Origin of the sequence: Novosphingobium sp. (assembly GCF_036820275.1) — a bacterium.
GTDB lineage: Bacteria > Pseudomonadota > Alphaproteobacteria > Sphingomonadales > Sphingomonadaceae > Novosphingobium.
Window position 1 is genome coordinate 1 of record NZ_DAISLT010000019.1, and the last position, 16,496, is coordinate 16,496.

The 16,496-nt window shown below is 65.9% G+C and carries 18 protein-coding genes and 1 pseudogene; 9 read left to right on the forward strand and 10 right to left on the reverse strand.

Translation table 11 applies throughout. The annotated features are described in order from the left end of the window. The 4 genes and pseudogenes from V7066_RS15620 to V7066_RS15635 all read right to left on the reverse strand — a co-directional run. Positions 1 to 244: pseudogene (locus tag V7066_RS15620) on the reverse strand (VWA domain-containing protein); the annotation flags it as partial. After that, complete coding sequence (locus tag V7066_RS15625; protein ID WP_334183991.1) at positions 235 to 1,107, reverse strand: DUF817 domain-containing protein; 873 nt, start codon at positions 1,105 to 1,107, stop codon at positions 235 to 237. The pseudogene V7066_RS15620 and the gene V7066_RS15625, both read right to left, overlap by 10 nt. A gap of 5 nt (positions 1,108 to 1,112) precedes the next feature. After that, entirely contained in the window at positions 1,113 to 1,541 is a 429-nt protein-coding gene (locus tag V7066_RS15630; RefSeq protein WP_334183907.1) for a GFA family protein, read from the reverse strand. 18 nt (positions 1,542 to 1,559) lie between these two features. After that, positions 1,560 to 2,405 (reverse strand): AAA family ATPase, encoded by an 846-nt coding sequence (locus V7066_RS15635; RefSeq protein WP_334183908.1) that lies wholly within the window; start codon positions 2,403 to 2,405, stop codon positions 1,560 to 1,562. A gap of 144 nt (positions 2,406 to 2,549) precedes the next feature. Between V7066_RS15635 and V7066_RS15640 the strand changes: the two genes are divergently transcribed. Beyond that, on the forward strand, positions 2,550 to 3,743 hold the full coding sequence (locus V7066_RS15640) for a glycosyltransferase family 87 protein (protein WP_334183909.1): 1,194 nt from the start codon (positions 2,550 to 2,552) through the stop codon (positions 3,741 to 3,743). A gap of 7 nt (positions 3,744 to 3,750) precedes the next feature. Here the strand turns inward: V7066_RS15640 and parE are convergent, their stop codons facing one another. Both parE and V7066_RS15650 read right to left on the reverse strand, forming a co-directional pair. Continuing rightward, a complete protein-coding gene (gene parE / locus V7066_RS15645) occupies positions 3,751 to 5,748 on the reverse strand; it encodes a DNA topoisomerase IV subunit B (protein ID WP_334183910.1) in 1,998 nt (665 codons plus the stop codon). A 104-nt stretch (positions 5,749 to 5,852) separates the two neighbouring features. Continuing rightward, complete coding sequence (locus V7066_RS15650) at positions 5,853 to 7,010, reverse strand: penicillin-binding protein activator (protein WP_334183911.1); 1,158 nt, start codon at positions 7,008 to 7,010, stop codon at positions 5,853 to 5,855. Positions 7,011 to 7,051: 41 nt separating this feature from the next. Between V7066_RS15650 and rsmI the strand changes: the two genes are divergently transcribed. The 5 genes from rsmI (at position 7,052) to aqpZ (ending at position 10,778) form a co-directional block, all read left to right on the forward strand. Then, a complete protein-coding gene (gene rsmI, locus V7066_RS15655; RefSeq protein ID WP_334183912.1) occupies positions 7,052 to 7,879 on the forward strand; it encodes a 16S rRNA (cytidine(1402)-2'-O)-methyltransferase in 828 nt (275 codons plus the stop codon). Between the two features lie 10 nt (positions 7,880 to 7,889). After that, positions 7,890 to 8,252, forward strand: a complete 363-nt coding sequence (locus tag V7066_RS15660) for a YraN family protein (RefSeq protein ID WP_334183913.1) — start codon at positions 7,890 to 7,892, stop codon at positions 8,250 to 8,252. 105 nt (positions 8,253 to 8,357) lie between these two features. Beyond that, on the forward strand, positions 8,358 to 9,344 hold the full coding sequence (gene gshB / locus V7066_RS15665) for a glutathione synthase (RefSeq protein ID WP_334183914.1): 987 nt from the start codon (positions 8,358 to 8,360) through the stop codon (positions 9,342 to 9,344). Positions 9,345 to 9,368: 24 nt separating this feature from the next. Further along, the gene (locus V7066_RS15670) at positions 9,369 to 9,977 is read left to right on the forward strand and encodes a DedA family protein (protein ID WP_334183915.1); all 609 of its coding nucleotides are present in this window, start codon (positions 9,369 to 9,371) and stop codon (positions 9,975 to 9,977) included. Between the two features lie 102 nt (positions 9,978 to 10,079). Next, positions 10,080 to 10,778 (forward strand): aquaporin Z, encoded by a 699-nt coding sequence (gene aqpZ / locus V7066_RS15675; protein WP_334183916.1) that lies wholly within the window; start codon positions 10,080 to 10,082, stop codon positions 10,776 to 10,778. Positions 10,779 to 10,782: 4 nt separating this feature from the next. Here the strand turns inward: aqpZ and V7066_RS15680 are convergent, their stop codons facing one another. From V7066_RS15680 to rph, 4 genes are all read right to left on the reverse strand, one after another. After that, on the reverse strand, positions 10,783 to 11,679 hold the full coding sequence (locus V7066_RS15680) for a tyrosine recombinase XerC (RefSeq protein ID WP_334183917.1): 897 nt from the start codon (positions 11,677 to 11,679) through the stop codon (positions 10,783 to 10,785). A 5-nt stretch (positions 11,680 to 11,684) separates the two neighbouring features. Continuing rightward, positions 11,685 to 12,836, reverse strand: coding sequence for a radical SAM family heme chaperone HemW (hemW, locus tag V7066_RS15685; RefSeq protein WP_334183918.1), 1,152 nt, complete (start codon positions 12,834 to 12,836; stop codon positions 11,685 to 11,687). Positions 12,837 to 12,845: 9 nt separating this feature from the next. Next, positions 12,846 to 13,475: an RdgB/HAM1 family non-canonical purine NTP pyrophosphatase gene (gene rdgB / locus V7066_RS15690; protein ID WP_334183919.1), complete on the reverse strand. Its 630-nt coding sequence runs from the start codon at positions 13,473 to 13,475 to the stop codon at positions 12,846 to 12,848. Between the two features lie 63 nt (positions 13,476 to 13,538). Next, the gene (rph, locus tag V7066_RS15695; protein WP_334183920.1) at positions 13,539 to 14,255 is read right to left on the reverse strand and encodes a ribonuclease PH; all 717 of its coding nucleotides are present in this window, start codon (positions 14,253 to 14,255) and stop codon (positions 13,539 to 13,541) included. A gap of 219 nt (positions 14,256 to 14,474) precedes the next feature. Between rph and hrcA the strand changes: the two genes are divergently transcribed. The 3 genes from hrcA to V7066_RS15710 form a co-directional block, all read left to right on the forward strand. Next, the gene (hrcA, locus tag V7066_RS15700) at positions 14,475 to 15,518 is read left to right on the forward strand and encodes a heat-inducible transcriptional repressor HrcA (RefSeq protein ID WP_334183921.1); all 1,044 of its coding nucleotides are present in this window, start codon (positions 14,475 to 14,477) and stop codon (positions 15,516 to 15,518) included. A 16-nt stretch (positions 15,519 to 15,534) separates the two neighbouring features. Next, a complete protein-coding gene (grpE, locus tag V7066_RS15705) occupies positions 15,535 to 16,086 on the forward strand; it encodes a nucleotide exchange factor GrpE (RefSeq protein ID WP_334183922.1) in 552 nt (183 codons plus the stop codon). Positions 16,087 to 16,243: 157 nt separating this feature from the next. After that, positions 16,244 to 16,496: glycine zipper domain-containing protein (locus V7066_RS15710; RefSeq protein WP_186829871.1), on the forward strand; the 253-nt coding region annotated here is incomplete at its 3' end.

A 16,496-nucleotide genomic window follows, 5' to 3' on the forward strand; every position in this document is an offset into this window, starting at 1 on the left:
CGGGTATCTCGACCGGCTGCTGGCCGTAGTCGCTCAGCACGCCCTTGAAAACGCGCTGGAACACCTGGTCGAAGCGGTCGAGCAAGCCTTCGTCCTTCACGAAAGTCGCGCGGCTGAGGTAGTAGAAAGCCTCCGGCGTCCGCTCGATCACGTCGCGTTCGAGCGCTTCCAGCAGCACCAGGTGCTCCTTCAGCGAGGCCGGAATCCCGGCGGCGCGCAGTTCCTCCACGAAGTTCAGCAGCATGTGACGTTCCGATCCAACCGTTCCCGTGGCCGATGGAGCAGGGCCACCAGAACGAACGAGATATACATCAGAAGATACCAGGCGCCGAGCTTGCCCCAATGAACCATCGCCCAGCCGTGGCGCTGGCTCGGATAGATCCAGGCCCGCGAAAAGGTGGCGAGGTTCTCTGCAAACCAGATGAACAGTGCGACCAGGAACCAGCCCAGCAGTAGCGGCATCCAGCGATCCTCCCGCCAGACGCGAAACCAGATCCGGGTGCGCAGGAACAGCACGCCGAGCGCGGCGAAGAGGGCGATGCGGATATCCGGCAGCCAGTGATGCGCGAAGAAGTTGACGTAGATCGCGACGGCCAGAACGACCGCCAGGGCCTCGGCCGGATAGCCGGAGAAACGGAAGTCGAAAATGCGCCAGATGCGGGCGATGTAGCTGCCGACGGCGGCATACATGAAACCGGAGAACAGCGGCACCGCTCCGATCCGCAGGAAGCTCGTTTCCGGGTATTCCCATGAGCCGTGAGCGGTCTTGAAAAGTTCCATGACCGTGCCGACCAGATGGAAGGCCAGGATAACCTTCGCTTCGTCCAGCGTTTCGAGCCGCAACGCCAGCATGGCGATCTGGATCGCCAGGGCCGCACACGTCAGGAAGTCGTAACGCGCGAAAGCGGCATCGGCCGGGTAGAACAGGTGGGTGGCGACGAGCAGGGCGAGCAGCAGGGCGCCGAACAGGCAGGCCCAGGCCTGCTTGAAGCCGAACAACAGGAACTCATAGATCCATGAGGCCGGGCCGGGGCGCGGTTCGAACGCCTCCAGGCGAGCGCGAACTGCCGCGAAACGGGTTTGCGCGACAGGAACCGGCCTCGACAGGTCTTTCACGCAGCGGACGGGGGCGGGGGCGGCTGGCGAGGCCAGCTTTCGAGAGCGTCATCGAAAACGGCCCATTCCGGCGCGTCTTCTGTCCAGATCACCGCCTCCGGCTTCAGCCCATGGCCGGAAGCGAGGGCGCCGATGCGCACAGTCATCAGATGGGGCCGTGCCGAGCTTTGCGCGTAGATCTGCGTGCCGCAGTGCGGGCAGAAATGGAAGGTAAGGGTATTGCCGCTCGCCGCCGTCCAGGTCGAAGCGCCGAGACTGCCCTCGATCGATATGTCCTCGGCCTTGAAGATCGCATTGTTGGTCGGTCCGCCTGCTGCGAGTTGCTGGCACTGGCGGCACCAGCACTGCCGCGTGGCGATCGGCTCACCCGATATGGTCAGTGAAACGGCGCCGCAGACGCAGCCGCCGGAATAAGGCGCGGTCATGTAATCAGTCCCCAGCATTCAGCTTTGGCGCCGCGCCATGAAGGCGAGCCGTTCGAACAGCATGACGTCCTGTTCGTTCTTGAGCAAGGCGCCGTGGAGCGGTGGGATCGCGTTTGCCGGGTCCTGATTCTGAAGTACGTCCAGCGGCATGTCCTCGCTCAGGAGCAGCTTGAGCCAGTCGAGCAGCTCGCTGGTGGAAGGCTTTTTCTTGAGGCCGGGCACTTCGCGCAGCTCGTAGAAGATTTCCATCGCGCGGGTGACGAGCGTTTTCTGGATGCCGGGGAAATGGACATCGACAATGGCCTGCATCGTCTCGCGGTCCGGGAACTTGATATAGTGGAAGAAGCAGCGGCGCAGGAAGGCGTCGGGCAGGTCCTTCTCGTTGTTCGAGGTGATGACGACGATCGGCCGTTCCACGGCAGCGACATGCTCGCCTGTCTCGTAGACGTCGAAGGCCATGCGGTCGAGTTCGGCGAGGAGGTCGTTGGGGAACTCGATATCGGCCTTGTCGATCTCGTCGATCAGCAACACGGGCAGGCGGGGTGAGGTGAAGGCCTCCCACAGCTTGCCCTTGCGAATGTAGTTGTTGATGTCGTGGACGCGGGCATCCCCTAGCTGGCCGTCGCGCAACCGGCCGACCGCGTCGTATTCGTAGAGGCCCTGATGTGCCTTGGTGGTGGACTTCACGTTCCAGGTGATGAGCGGTGCATCCAGCGAGGCGGCGATCTGTTCGGCGAGCACGGTCTTGCCGGTGCCGGGCTCTCCCTTCACCAGGAGCGGACGGCGCAGCAGGACGGCGGCGTTGACGGCGACTTTCAGGTCGTCGGTGGCGACATAGCTGCTGGTGCCTTCGAAACGCTGCATGTCCGGTCCCTTTAACTGATCGCTTAAGCTCTATGTTTTGCAACGCAGCGAGGCAAGTCCGCAGCCGACTACCTCGACCGGGGCATGGACTTCGCCGCCGGGGCGTTGCAGACAGGGCCGATGGGGGCCGATTTTCTGAGACGCATGGACTGGTTGAACGCGCCGCGCGTCGTTGGATATCTGCGATTGTTCGCCGTGCTCAACATCGCGATGATCGTGTGGCTCGTGGCGACATCGCACGGCGGCATCGATATAAACGGCTATCTGCTGGGCAGCGACTTCATCAGCTTCTGGACGACCGGGCACATGCTGGTCGATCACGCGAACCCCTATGATGGCGCCGCGCATATCCTGGCACAGCGTCGGTATTACTCGACGGAGGGGGCTTACACTGCCTTCTACTACCCACCGTCGTTCCTGCTGTTCTGCTGGCCGCTCGGCTGGCTGGCCTATTTTCCGGCGCTCGGGCTGTGGGTGGCGACGACCGGGGCGTTCTATATTGCCGCGGTGCGCCGCTGGTGGGCCGATGCCGGGACGGGGGTGCCGCTCTGGCTGCTGTTCGCCGCCTTTCCTGCTGTGCCGATCGTCGTCACCCATGGGCAGACGGCTTTCCTTGTCGCCGGGTTGCTCGGTCTAGGCGCATGGCTGGTTCCGGCGCGGCCCCAGCTTGCAGGCGTGCTGTTCGGTCTGGCGACGATCAAGCCGCAGTTCGGTTTGCTGTTGCCGCTCGTCCTGCTGGCGACCGGAGAATGGCGGGTAATCGCTTCGGCTGCCGTGACGGCCCTGGCGCTGGCACTGCTTTCCGCCGGAGCCTTCGGCGCAGAGGCCTGGACAGACTGGCTGGGCGCGAGCGAGCGGGCGCAGACGGCGATGGCTTACGGCCAGATCGGCTACGGCAAGATGATGAGCCCCTTTGCGGCACTTCGACTGCTCGGGGCGTCCATGACGGTGAGCTATGCCGTGCAGGGCGCGGTGTCGCTGGGTGTGGCGGCGCTCGTTCTCAAGGCTTCGTGGCGCAAGGCGTGGACACCGGGGCTGGCTGCGCTGATGCTGGCAGGCGCGCCGCTCGCGACGCCCTATGTCCTCGATTACGACATGGTGATCCTGGTGTTCCCGATGCTCTGGCTGGCAGGGACGGGGCTGGCAGGGCAGGGGTTGGCAGGACCGGGACGGGCAGGACGTTTTCGCGATTGGGAGCGAGCCGCGCTATTCATGGCGTTTGCGGCACCGGCGCTGGCTCGGCCGCTGGCGCTTTACCTCCATGTGCCGATCATGTCGCTGGTGATGCTGTTGCTCTTCGAAATCGTCCGGCGCCGCGCGGTCGCGACACCGGACTGATTGGCAATCAGGCGTCGATCAGTTCGGGATCGATCTCGCCCGCGCGGTTCTGGATGAACTGGAAGCGGTGCTCGGGGTTGCGGCCCATCAGGCGGTCGACAAGGTCCTTCACTGCCGCGCGGCCTTCGTATTCGGGCGGCAGGGTGATGCGGATCAGCGAACGGCTTTCCGGGGCCATCGTCGTCTCGCGAAGCTGGCCGGGGTTCATTTCGCCGAGGCCCTTGAACCGGCCGACTTCGACCTTCTTGTTCTTGAACACCGTCGCTTCCAGTTCAGCGCGGTGGGCGTCGTCGCGGGCATAGGCCGAAGTCGAACCTGCAGTGAGGCGATAGAGCGGCGGCTGGGCGAGGTAGAGGTGCCCGCGCCGCACGATGTCCGGCATCTCCTGGAAGAAGAAGGTCATCAGCAAGGTGGCAATATGCGCGCCGTCGACGTCGGCGTCGGTCATGATGACGATACGGTCGTAGCGCAGGTTGTCCGCGTTGCAGTCCTTGCGGGTGCCGCAGCCGAGCGCGAGACCGAGGTCGGCGATTTCCTGGTTGGCGCGGATCTTGTCCGCCGTAGCCGAAGCGACGTTGAGGATCTTGCCGCGGATCGGCAGGATCGCCTGGGTCTTGCGGTTACGCGCCTGCTTGGCCGAGCCGCCTGCCGAATCGCCCTCGACGATGAAGAGTTCGGTTTCGCCCTCGCCTTCGCCCGAACAGTCGGTCAGCTTGCCGGGGAGGCGCAGCTTGCGGGCGTTGGTGGCGGTCTTGCGCTTGACCTCGCGCTCCGCCTTGCGGCGCAGGCGTTCGTCCATGCGCTCCATCACCGCGCCGAGCAGGGCCTTGCCGCGTTCGAGGTTGTCGGTGAGGAAGTGGTCGAAGTGGTCGCGGACTGCCGCCTCCACGAGGCGCGCGGCCTCGGGACTGGTCAGGCGGTCCTTGGTCTGGCTCTGGAACTGGGGATCGCGAATGAAGACCGAGAGCATGACTTCGCTGCCGGTGATCATGTCGTCCGGCGTGATGTCCTTGGCCTTCTTGGCCTGACCCACGAGATCGGCGAAGGCGCGGATGCCCTTGGTCAGCGCCGCGCGCAGGCCCTGTTCATGGGTGCCACCGTCCGGCGTCGGGATGGTGTTGCAGTACCAGGAAAAAGAGCCGTCGGAATAGAGCGGCCAGGCGATCGCCCATTCCACGCGGCCCTGTTCGGAGCCGTCATCGCCGCGGGGGAAGTCCTGGGTGCCGGAGAAGAACTGCGTGGTCACGCATTCGCGGCCACCGATCTGTTCGGCCAGGTGGTCGGCAAGGCCGCCGGGGAACTGGAAGCTGGCTTCGGCCGGGACGTTCTCGTCCGCCAGCGAGGGCGCGCACTTCCAGCGGATTTCGACGCCCGCGAAGAGATAGGCCTTCGAACGCACCAGCTTGAACAGGCGCGCGGGCTTGAACTGCTGGTCTCCGAAGATCTCGGTATCGGGGGTGAAGCTGACCGCGGTGCCGCGACGGTTCGGTGCAGCGCCGACCTTCTGGAGCGGGCCGAGCGTCACGCCGCGCGAGAATTCCTGCGCGAACAGTTCCTTGTTGCGGGCCACTTCGACCCGCGTGAGGCTGGACAGCGCGTTGACCACCGAGATACCGACGCCGTGCAGACCGCCCGAGGTGGCATAGGCCTTGCCCGAGAACTTGCCGCCCGAGTGCAGCGTCGAGAGAATGACTTCGAGCGCCGACTTGCCGGGGAACTTGGGATGCTCGTCCACCGGGATGCCGCGACCGTTGTCGGTGATCGTCAGCCGGTTGCCTTCGTCGAGCGTAACCTCGATGCGGTTGGCATGACCGGCGACGGCCTCGTCCATCGCGTTGTCGAGAACTTCGGCGGCGAGATGGTGCAGGGCACGTTCGTCGGTGCCGCCGATGTACATGCCGGGGCGCCGCCGGACAGGCTCCAGCCCCTCCAGCACCTCGATTGCGGAACCATCGTAGGATTCCCCGCCCGAAGACGGGAGCTTGTCGAACAGGTCATCGGACATGAGCGGGACTATAAGGCGCCCAGACCCGCGATCAAGCACGGGTTTGGGCTTATCCGCAAAGAGATGTTCACTTTTTCTTCCTCCCCGGAGCGGGGAGGGGAGGATTACTTGGCGAAACCGCTGGGTGCGGCGCTGATGACCTTGACCGCGCCGCCTTCCACCGCGCGGACTTCGAGCGCGCGCTCGATCAATCCGTTGCGGCCGAAGCGGAACGGGCCGTCCACGCCCAGGAAACCGCCGGGATCGAGCATCGCCGTGGCCGGGAAGACCTTGCCGGGCGCCCAGTCACGCGCGACGCGCAGCGTCAGCAGCACGGAGTCGTACCCCAGTGTGGCAATGCGGAAGGGGGCTGTGCCGAAGCGGGTGCGGTAGCTCTTGGCGAACTGGGCGAAACGCACATCGGAAACGGTGGAGAACCACGCGCCGTTCAGGGCCGGGCTGGTCGCCAGTTCGCGCTCGCCGCCCCAGAGTTCGGTGCCGAGCAGGCGCACGCCCGCACCGCCGCCCGCTGCGCGGTAGGATACGGCCGCCTTGGCCGAAAGGCTGCCGCTGTCGGCAATCAGCAGGGCGCCATAACCGCTCTTGGCCTTGATCCGGCTTGCCGCCGAGGCAATCGACGCAGCGGAGCGGTCGTACGTCTCCATCGCCACCACCGAGCCGCCGGCATCGCGGACGGAGGCGAGCAGCGAGCTGCTCACGCGCTCGCCGTAGTCGCCCTTGGGCACGAGCGCGGCGAAAGTGCTCACGCCCTTGCCGCGCGCATAGCCGATCGTGCGAGCGATCGACTGGCCCGGCAGGTTGCCGATGATGAAGACGTCCTTGCCGGCGGCCTTCTCGTCGTTGGAGAAGGAGATCAGCGGCACGTGCGCAGGCCTGGCGACCGCCGCCACGGAGGCGATATCGTCCGAGAGCAGCGGGCCGAGAATCAGTTTGTTACCGTCGGCAATGGCACGGCGGGCGGCCTCGCCGGGATTGGTGCCGGTATCGTAAGTGGTGATGCGCAGGTTCTTTGCGCCGGTATCGAGCAGCGCCATGTTGGCGGCATTGGCCAGCGACTGGCCGACGCCCGCATTGGGGCCGGTGGTCGGCACCAGCAGCGCGACGCGGTGGCGCTCGGTATCCGTGGGAATCTCGCTTTCCGGCTGCGTCGGGGCAGGCGCGGGGGTGGGGGTGGGCGCCTTGGGAACCACGGCGCAGCCCGCCAGGGCCGCCATCGCTGCCGCCGCGAGCAGGTTGCGCCGGTTGAGGCGATTATAGAACATTGCTTGCCGCTCCCCTAGTCCTTGGGCCATGAGTTCCGGCGATGGAACACACTCTCACCTCAGGCCTCTACATAGTGGCAACCCCGATTGGCAACCTCGGGGACATTACCTTTCGCGCCGTGGAGATACTCAAGGGGGTCAGTGCGATCGCCTGCGAGGATACGCGGGTTACCGGAAAACTGCTGCATCACCTCGGCATCAAGCAGAAGATGATCCGCTATGACGACCATGCGGGCGAGGGCGACCGCGAGCGGCTGCTGGCGCTGATGGAAAGCGAGCCGGTGGCGCTCGTCAGCGACGCGGGAACGCCGCTGATCTCGGATCCGGGCTATCGCCTCGTGAAGATCGCGCGGGAGCGGGGCATTCCCGTCACCAGCCTGCCCGGCGCCAATGCGGCGGTGATGGCGATGACGCTTTCCGGCCTGCCGAACGACCGCTTCCTGTTCGCCGGTTTCCTGCCGAACAAGGCCAAGGCGCGCGAGACGGTGCTCGGCGATCTCGCCAAGGTTCCTGCGACTCTGATCTTCTATGAGACGGCGCCGCGCCTGGAGGATTCGCTGGAAGCGATCGCGGCGGTCCTGCCGGGCCGCGAAGTGGCGGTGGCGCGCGAACTGACCAAGAAGTTCGAGGAATGCCGCAGCGGCACGCCCAAGGACCTCATCGCCCATTACGCGGCCCATCCGCCCAAGGGCGAGATCGTCCTGCTCATCGCGCCGCCGGGTGAGGAGCCGATCGGCGAAGTCGACGTGGATGCCCTGCTGCGCGCCGAACTGGCGTTGGCCAAGCCCTCGCAGGCGGCGGCCAGCGTGGCCAAGGCGACCGGGCTCGATCGGAAGACCCTCTATGCAAGGGCGATGGAACTCAAGTGAGCCTCCGGGCGTGAGCAGGCGGCGCGCCGAAGCGGAGCGCAAGGGGCGCCGGGGCGAGACCTTGGCGGCATGGTACTTGCGGCTGACGGGCTGGAGCATCCGCGCCGCGCGGGTGAAGACCGGGCGCGGGGAGGTGGATATCGTGGCCCGGCGCGGACGGACCTTGTGCTTCGTCGAAGTGAAGTGGCGCGCGCGCCGCACCGATCTCGATCATGCGATCGATCATTATCGCCTGCGCCGCGTGGCCGCCGCTGCCGAGGCCGTCGCGCATCGTTATGGAAAGCCCGGGGACGACGTGAGGATCGACGTGCTGCTCATGGCACCGGGCTGCTGGCCCCGCCGGATCGTCAATGCCTGGCAGCCCGGCGCCTAAAGATGCTGCACTGTCCCAAAACCATTCGCGCGCGCCGCGAAATTTGATTAAGCCGCCTTTCCGAAAGATACCGCTCGGTACATATCCGCTAGGACCAGATTTTTCATGACCTTACGCATCGCCGTTCAGATGGACCCGCTGGAATCGATCAAGATCGCGGGCGATTCCTCGTTCGCGCTCATGCTCTCGGCGCAGGCGCGCGGGCACGAGCTGTTCCATTACGACGTGCGCACGCTCGCCTATGACGCCTCCTCGGGCGCGGCCGGTCGGCTGACCTGCTGGGGCGCGCCGGTAACGGTGCAGCGCGTGGAAGGCGCCCACTTCACGCGCGGCGAATACCGTCTGATCGACCTCGTGGCCGATATCGACGTCGTGCTGATGCGGCAGGACCCGCCGTTCGACCTCGGCTACATCACCGCCACGCACCTGCTGGAGCGACTCGCCGGGCAGACCCTGGTGGTCAACGATCCGGTTTCGGTCCGCAATGCGCCCGAGAAGGTCTTCGTGCTCGACTACGCGCGCTTCATGCCGCCGACCTTCATCGCCCGCCGCATCGAGGACGTGCGCCTGTTCCAGCAGCGCAATGTCGAAGCCGGTTTCGGCGGCGATCTCGTCATCAAGCCGCTCCACGGCAACGGCGGCAAGGCGGTGTTCCGCGTTCCCGCCGACGGCAGCAATCTCGGCGCCCTGATCGAGATGTTCGAGAACGCCTGGGTTGAGCCGTTCATGGTCCAGCCCTTCCTTCCTGACGTGGCCGAGGGCGACAAGCGCATCGTCCTCGTCGACGGCGAATTCGCAGGCGCCATCAACCGCAAGCCGGGCGCGGGCGAGTTCCGCTCCAACCTCGCGGTGGGCGGCTCGGCCGAAGCCACCGGCCTTACTTCGGCGGAAGAGGAAATCTGCGCGGCGCTGGCGCCGGAACTCAAGGCGCGAGGCCTTGTTTTCGTGGGCATCGACGTGATTGGCGGAAAATGGCTGACCGAGATCAATGTGACGTCGCCGACCGGCATCGTCGCCATCGACCGGTTCAACGGAACCGATACCGGCGCGAAGATCTGGGATGCGATCGAGGCGCGCCACGCCGCGATGTGACACCCGCTTGGCAGGGACAGTTCCATGAATGAATGGGTCATCTCGCTCATCGAGGCAGGAGGATACTGGGGTATCCTCCTGCTGATGATGCTGGAGAACATCGTGCCGCCGATCCCCTCGGAACTCATCATGGGTGTCGCCGGGATCGCCATGGCGCATGGCCGCATGGAGTTCGCGCCCGTGCTGATCGCGGGAACCGTGGGCGCAACTCTCGGCAACTACGTGCTGTTTCTGGTTGCCGACCGCCTTGGCTACGAGCGCCTCAAGCCGTTTATCGACCGCTGGGGACGCTGGCTGACGCTGGAATGGCGGCAGGTTGAGCAAGCCGGCAGGTTCTTCCGCAAGCACGGCCGCTGGGTTGTCTTCGTCATGCGTTTCATGCCGATGTTCCGGACCATGGTTTCCGTCCCGGCAGGCCTTGCCCACATGAAGCACTGGCCATTCCTGATCTACACCGCAGCGGGGGCCGCGATCTGGAATACCCTGCTCATTCTGGCCGGAAGCTGGATGGGACGTCGCTTTGCCGAAGCCGAGACCTGGATCGGCTGGGCGACCGTCATTCTCGCTGCGGGAACCGCCGTCTGGTATCTCTGGCGGGTGATCTTCTGGAAACCCTCCACAGATAATTCCTGAGATCGAAGACCTGTAATATTTGCCAGTATTTTACAAATCCCGGAGTATCGCGCCTAGAAATAATATCGTAGTATTTCCCTGCAACCATTTGGGAGCAGGGTTATGTCCAAGCGATTGGCAGCGGAATTCTTCGGTACATTCTGGCTCGTCTTCGGAGGCTGCGGCGCGGCAGTCCTTGCGGCGGCTTTCCCCGACCTCGGGATCGGCTTTGCAGGCGTGGCGCTGGCCTTCGGCCTGACGGTCTTGACCATGGCCTATGCAGTGGGCGGCATTTCCGGCGGACACTTCAATCCAGCGGTATCGCTGGGCATGGCGGTCGGCGGGCGGCTCGACTGGAAGGACCTCGTTCCCTACTGGATCGCCCAGGTACTGGGCGCGATCGTCGCAGCGGCGGCGCTCTATGCGATCGCCTCGGGCAAGGCGGGATGGACGCCCGGCGGCTTTGCGACCAACGGCTACGGCGCGCTTTCGCCCGGCGGCTATGCCCTGTCTTCGGCGCTGCTGATCGAGACAATCCTGACCGCGGGCTTCATCATCGTCATCCTCGGCTCCACCTCGAAGATCGCTCCGTCCGGGTTCGGACCGCTGGCGATCGGCCTGTGCCTGACGCTGATCCACCTCGTGGCGATCCCGGTGACGAATACCTCGGTCAATCCCGCGCGTTCGACCGGCGTGGCGCTTTTCGCGGAAACGGCGGCACTGGGACAGCTCTGGGCGTTCTGGGTCGCGCCGCTCGTCGGGGCCGCAATCGGTACACTGATCTGGCGCGGACTGCTGGCACCGGACGAAGGCGTGCTCTGAGGCTTCAGCCCTGCTCGCGCGGATGCGCGTTGCGATACACGTCGAGCAGGGTAGCCGCGTCCACTTTGGTATAGATCTGCGTTGACCCGAGGCTGGCGTGGCCGAGCAGTTCCTGAAGGCTGCGCAGGTCCGCCCCGGCGCCGAGCAAGTGCGTGGCGAAGCTGTGGCGCAAGGCATGGGGCGTGGCACTGGCGGGCAGTCCCAGCACGATCCGGGCGCGGGCGACGGCTTTCTGTACCATGCCCTGCGACAGCGGCCCGCCCTTGGCGCCGCGAAAGATCGGTACATCCGCCGCCATCGGCCAGGGGCATTTGGCGATGTAATCCGCCACGCCCTCCCGCACGATCGGCAGCAGCGGCGCCATGCGCTGCTTGCCGCCCTTGCCGGTGACCATCAGCGTGTCGCCCAAGGGCAGTGCCGCACCGGGGATCGACAGCGCTTCCGCGATGCGCAGGCCTGCGCCGTAGAGCAGGAGCAGCACTGCCCGGTCACGCGCCCCGATCCAGGGCTCGCGGGCGTCTTCCTCCACAGTTGCGGCGAGATTGACGGCTTCGTCCGGCGTCACCGGGCGAGGCAGGCCTTTCTTCACGCGCGGCCCCCGCAGGCGCGGCGCATTGGCATGGGCCACGCCCGCTTGCTCGCGCGAAAACGCCAGGAAGCTCTTGAGCGCGGAAAGCTCGCGCGCGGCGGACGTATTGCCGATGCCGTCCTCACGCCGCTCGGCAAGGTGCAGCCGCAAGTCGGCGGCTTCGAGCCGGGCAAGCCCATGCCAGTCGGCGGGCTGCGCGCTGTCGATCAGGCGCGCGGCGGTGGCGAGATAGGCGCGCACGGTATGGGGACTGCGCCGCCGCCCGTTCCTGAGGTGATTGCCCCAGGCTTCGAGCAGGTCGGCTTTCGTCATGCCGCTCAAGGCTCGACCAGATCGACCGGGACGATTTCGCCGAGCAGCCCGTCCAGCAGCGGCATGCCCTGTTCGGTCACATGCAGCCGCGCGCCCTCGCGCCGTACGAGGCCCTGCTTCTCGTAGAAAGCGGCCTTGGCGGGATCGCAGAGTTCCAAGGCGTCGAGACCGAAGCGCACCGACATCGTATCGAGGTCCACGCCTTCGCGCAGGCGCAGGCCCATGAGCATGGCCTCGCTGGCCTGCTCGCGGCGGCCGAGATCGCGGTGCTCGTTGATGCCCTGGGCCTGGCGATCGATGGCCTCCAGCCAGTTTTCGGGCTTGCGATGGCGTGTGGTCGCCACGCCGCCGCGTCGTCCGTGCGCGCCGGGGCCGATGCCGCAATAGTCCTGATAGCGCCAGTAGGTGAGGTTGTGGCGGCTTTCCTCGCCGGGGCGGGCGTGGTTGCTGATCTCGTAGGCGGGCAGCCCCGCCTGTGCGGTCATCTCGCGGGTGAGGGCGAACATGTCGGCGCAGGCGTCCTCGTCCAGCGGCTCGAACTCGTGCTGACGCACCATCGTCGCGAACTTGGTGCCCGGCTCGATGGTGAGCTGGTAAAGCGAAAGGTGACCGGTACCATAGGACAGGGCCTGCGCGAGTTCCCCCTGCCACTGGTCGAGGGTCTGGCCGGGACGCGCGTATATGAGGTCGAAACTGACGCGGGAGAAGCGCTTCTGCGCCACTTCCAGCGCCTTCAGGCCCTCCTGCGCGTCGTGCAACCGGCCGAGAAACCGCAAGGTCTGATTATCGAGCGCCTGCAGTCCGAGCGAGACGCGGTTGACGCCCGCCGCGGCCAGCGCCTCGTAGTTTCCTGCCTCGACCGAGGACGGATTGCCTTCCAGCGTGATCTCGATCCCGTCCGAAAAGCCCCAGAGTTTCTCCGCCTCGTCCAGCAGCCGCGCAACGAGGGCAGGGGGCATCAGCGAAGGCGTGCCGCCGCCGAAGAAGATCGAATCGAGCTTTTCCCCGCCCGCGACTGCATGCTCGTGCCGCATGTCGGCGAGCAGACCCGCCTGCCAGCGTTCCACCTCGACCCGTTCGCGGACATGGCTGTTGAAGTCGCAATAGGGGCACTTTGCGAGGCAGAACGGCCAGTGGATGTAGAGCGCACGCGCCATCGTGACAGATTAACCCGGGAACTGCTCCGCGACCAGCTTGGCGAAAGCGTCGGCGCGGTGGCTGATCTCGTGCTTCTTTTCGGGCGCGATTTCGGCGAAAGTCTGGTCGAGGCCGTCCGGTACGAAGCAGGGGTCGTAGCCGAAGCCAAGCTTGCCGCGCGGCGGCCAGGTGAAGCTGCCGTTCGAGCGGCCTTCGTAGACCGCTTCTTCGCCGTCCGGCCAGGCGATCGCCAGCACGCAGGAGAACCAGCAGGAGCGGTCCACATCCGCGCCCTGTTCACAGAGCAGGCCTTCGACTTTGCCCATCGCCATGAACCAGTCGCGCCCTGCTTCGCCCTCGAACCACTGCCGTTCGGCCCAGTCGGCGGTGTAGACGCCGGGGCGTCCGCCCAGCGCCGTCACCGACATGCCACTGTCGTCGGCCAGCGCGGGAAGCTGCGCGGCCTTGGCGGCGGCATGGGCCTTGAGGAGCGCGTTCTCGACGAACGTTGTGCCGGTCTCTTCCGGTTCGGGCAGGCCGAGTTCGCCTGCGGAGACGCACTCGATGCCGAACGGTGCGAGCAGCGCGCCGATTTCCCGCAGCTTGCCCGCATTGTGCGTGGCGATGACGAGGCGGGTGTTTCCAAGCTTGCGGGTCATGTGAAAGGTTCCGTTTTCGCCGCCCCCGCTTGCGCGAGGGCGACGATCAAGGGTTGGACTTGCTTAGCGGCCGACGGCCTTGGCCTGCTCGGCGAAGATCCGGTCGCAACCGATGCGGGCAAGGCGCAGCAGGCGCAGCAGGCCTTCCTCGTCATAGGTCGCGCCTTCGGCAGTGGCCTGGGCTTCGGCGATCTTGCCGCCCTCGATCAGCACGAAGTTGGCGTCGGCATCGGCCGAGCTGTCCTCGATGTAGTCGAGGTCGAGCACCGGGGTGCCATCGCAGATGCCGCAGGAGATCGCGGCGACGCGGCCGGTGATCGGGTCTTCCTTGATCTTGCCGTCGGCCATCAGCTTGTCGACCGCGAGGCGCAGCGCCACCCAGGCGCCCGAGATCGAGGCGGTGCGGGTGCCGCCGTCGGCCTGGAGCACGTCGCAGTCGAGCACGATCTGGCGTTCGCCGAGCTTCTTCATGTCCACCACGGCGCGAAGCGAGCGGCCGATCAGGCGCTGGATTTCCTGCGTGCGGCCGGACTGCTTGCCCTTGGCGGCTTCGCGGCTGCCGCGCGTGTGGGTGGCGCGGGGGAGCATCGAGTATTCGGCCGTGACCCAGCCTTCGCCCTTGCCGCGCAGGAACGGCGGAACCTTTTCCTCGACCGAAGCCGTAACGAGGACGCGGGTATCACCGAAGGAAATCAACACCGAACCTTCGGCGTGCTTGGTGAAGCCGGTCTGGATGTCGATAGCGCGCATCTCGTCGGGGGTACGGCCTGAAGGTCGCATGGGATGTCCTTTGCTCAAGTTCTGATCGTCGATTACCCGCGCGCCCCTAGAGCATTTTCAAGTCAGGTGGAAACACCTGATGGTCAGAAAATGCGACAATCGAACCTGCTGCATTTTTATGGCGAGTGGAAACACCTCGGGGACGGAAAATGCGCGCAATCGAATGGCTGGCGCGCATTTGGCTTGAGACGCCCGCACCAGTCCTTAGATTAAGGGTCAATGCCGACACCGCCGATCACCGAACTTTCCGACCGCGCCCGCGAGATATTCCGCCTTGTGGTGGAAGGCTATCTGGCGACCGGAACCCCGGTCGGCTCCAAGGCATTGGCCGGGCCCGGCGGGGTCAGGCTGTCCTCGGCCTCGATCCGTTCGGTGCTGGCCGACCTCGAATCGTTCGGTCTCCTTGCCGCACCGCATACGAGTGCGGGACGGCTGCCGACCGAGGCGGGCCTGCGCCTCTTCGTCGACGGCATCATGCAGGTGGCCGAGCCGACCGCAGAGGAGCGTCTTGCGATCGAGAGCCGGATTTCCTCGCCCGGCCCGATCGAGGCGGCGCTGGAAGCGACCAGCGCGCTGCTATCCAACCTCACGTCGGGGGCAGGGGTCGTCATGGTGCCGCGCCGCGAGCCGCGCCTGATGCACCTCCAGCTCGTGCCGCTGGGACCGGGCCGGGCGCTCGCGGTGCTGGTGGGCGAGGACGGCGCGGTGGAGAACCGGATCGTCGAGTTTCCCGTCGCCGTGCCGCCGGGCGCCCTGGAGGAAGCCTCCAACTACATAACCGCGCATCTGGCGGGTCGCACGCTCGGTGAAGCGGCGCGGGCGATGCGCGCGGATATCGCAACCGGCAAGTCGGCGCTTGATTCTGCAAGCCGCGATCTGGTCGAGCGCGGACTGGCGGTCTGGAGCGAGGATGCGATGGCCCGGCCGGTGCTGATCGTGCGCGGCCAGGCCAACCTGCTCGACGAAACCGCGCTTTCCGACCTCGAACGGGTGCGTTCGCTGCTGGACGACCTGGAAAGCAAGCAATCGGTTGCCGAACTTCTCGACCTTGCGCGCGAGGCGCAATCGACGCGCATCTTCATCGGCTCGGAGAACAGGCTTTTCGCCCTTTCCGGCTCCTCGGTGATCGCTTCGCCCTATCGCGATCGTGACGGCCGGGTGGTCGGCGTGGTGGGGGTAATCGGGCCGACGCGGTTGAATTATGCGCGCGTCGTCCCCATGGTGGACTTCACTGCCCAGAGCCTGGGCAAGCTCATCGGATAGCTGGAACTTTACGATAATGACCGAACAAAAGACGCAGTCGACAGAAGAAGCGGCCATCGCCGAAGAACTGAAGGGCGTGCCCGAGGATATGATCGACAATTCGGAACTCGCCAAGCTGCGCGAGGAACTCGAAGTCGCCAAGCAGGACGTGCTCTACGCTCGCGCGGAGACCCAGAACGTGCGCCGCCGCCTCGAAAAGGACGTCGCCGACACGCGCGCCTATGCGGCAACCGGTTTCGCCCGCGACATCCTTTCCGTGGCCGACAACCTGACCCGCGCGCTTTCGGCCATTCCGGCGGACCTGCGCGAGGACGAGAAGCTCAAGGGCATCGTCGCGGGCATCGAGGCGACCGGCCGCGAGATCGACAAGGTCTTCACCAACCACGGCATCACCCGCATCGCCGCCATGGGCCTGCCGCTCGACCCCAACCAGCATCAGGCGATGATCGAGGTTCCCTCGGCCGATGCCGAGGCCGGTACGGTCGTGCAGGAGCTTCAGGCTGGCTACATGATCAAGGACCGCCTGCTGCGTCCGGCCATGGTGGCCGTGGCCAAGAAGCCGGACTGATCTTCCTACCCGCCGCGCGAACGCTGCGAACCCCAAGGTCGTCAAGGCCTTGCGGGACGAGCGGGCGCGCGGCGGCGATGGTCTGCGGACCTTTCAGGAACCCGCCCGCATCGGGACCGTTGAACAGGCATAACCTGATATTCAGCGGAGAGAACCCATGCGAATGCTCATTCTTCCCATCCTTGCCGCCGGAGCGCTTGGCGTGGCCGGTTGCGCGAGCAACTACGCAGGCGAGGGTGCCCTTGCCGGTGGTGCGCTCGGCGCGGGCGTCGGCGCGCTTGCGGGCGACGTCGGTGCCGGTGCTGCGGTCGGCGCAGCGGCAGGTGCCGTGGCCGGATCGACCAAGGAAAAGCACAAGGGTTGCTATCGCTACGACCGGCGCGGCGATCGCTATTGGGACCGCGACTGCT

Bases quoted from the DNA above. Each gene is read 5' to 3' on its own strand.
- V7066_RS15630 (WP_334183907.1), bottom strand. From the start codon at position 1,541: ATGACCGCGCCTTATTCCGGCGGCTGCGTCTGCGGCGCCGTTTCACTG.
- V7066_RS15635 (WP_334183908.1), bottom strand. From the start codon at position 2,405: ATGCAGCGTTTCGAAGGCACCAGCAGCTATGTCGCCACCGACGACCTG.
- V7066_RS15640 (WP_334183909.1), top strand. From the start codon at position 2,550: ATGGACTGGTTGAACGCGCCGCGCGTCGTTGGATATCTGCGATTGTTC.
- parE (WP_334183910.1), bottom strand. From the start codon at position 5,748: ATGTCCGATGACCTGTTCGACAAGCTCCCGTCTTCGGGCGGGGAATCC.
- V7066_RS15650 (WP_334183911.1), bottom strand. From the start codon at position 7,010: ATGTTCTATAATCGCCTCAACCGGCGCAACCTGCTCGCGGCGGCAGCG.
- rsmI (WP_334183912.1), top strand. From the start codon at position 7,052: ATGGAACACACTCTCACCTCAGGCCTCTACATAGTGGCAACCCCGATT.
- gshB (WP_334183914.1), top strand. From the start codon at position 8,358: ATGACCTTACGCATCGCCGTTCAGATGGACCCGCTGGAATCGATCAAG.
- V7066_RS15670 (WP_334183915.1), top strand. From the start codon at position 9,369: ATGAATGAATGGGTCATCTCGCTCATCGAGGCAGGAGGATACTGGGGT.
- aqpZ (WP_334183916.1), top strand. From the start codon at position 10,080: ATGTCCAAGCGATTGGCAGCGGAATTCTTCGGTACATTCTGGCTCGTC.
- V7066_RS15680 (WP_334183917.1), bottom strand. From the start codon at position 11,679: ATGACGAAAGCCGACCTGCTCGAAGCCTGGGGCAATCACCTCAGGAAC.
- hemW (WP_334183918.1), bottom strand. From the start codon at position 12,836: ATGGCGCGTGCGCTCTACATCCACTGGCCGTTCTGCCTCGCAAAGTGC.
- rdgB (WP_334183919.1), bottom strand. From the start codon at position 13,475: ATGACCCGCAAGCTTGGAAACACCCGCCTCGTCATCGCCACGCACAAT.
- rph (WP_334183920.1), bottom strand. From the start codon at position 14,255: ATGCGACCTTCAGGCCGTACCCCCGACGAGATGCGCGCTATCGACATC.
- hrcA (WP_334183921.1), top strand. From the start codon at position 14,475: ATGCCGACACCGCCGATCACCGAACTTTCCGACCGCGCCCGCGAGATA.
- grpE (WP_334183922.1), top strand. From the start codon at position 15,535: ATGACCGAACAAAAGACGCAGTCGACAGAAGAAGCGGCCATCGCCGAA.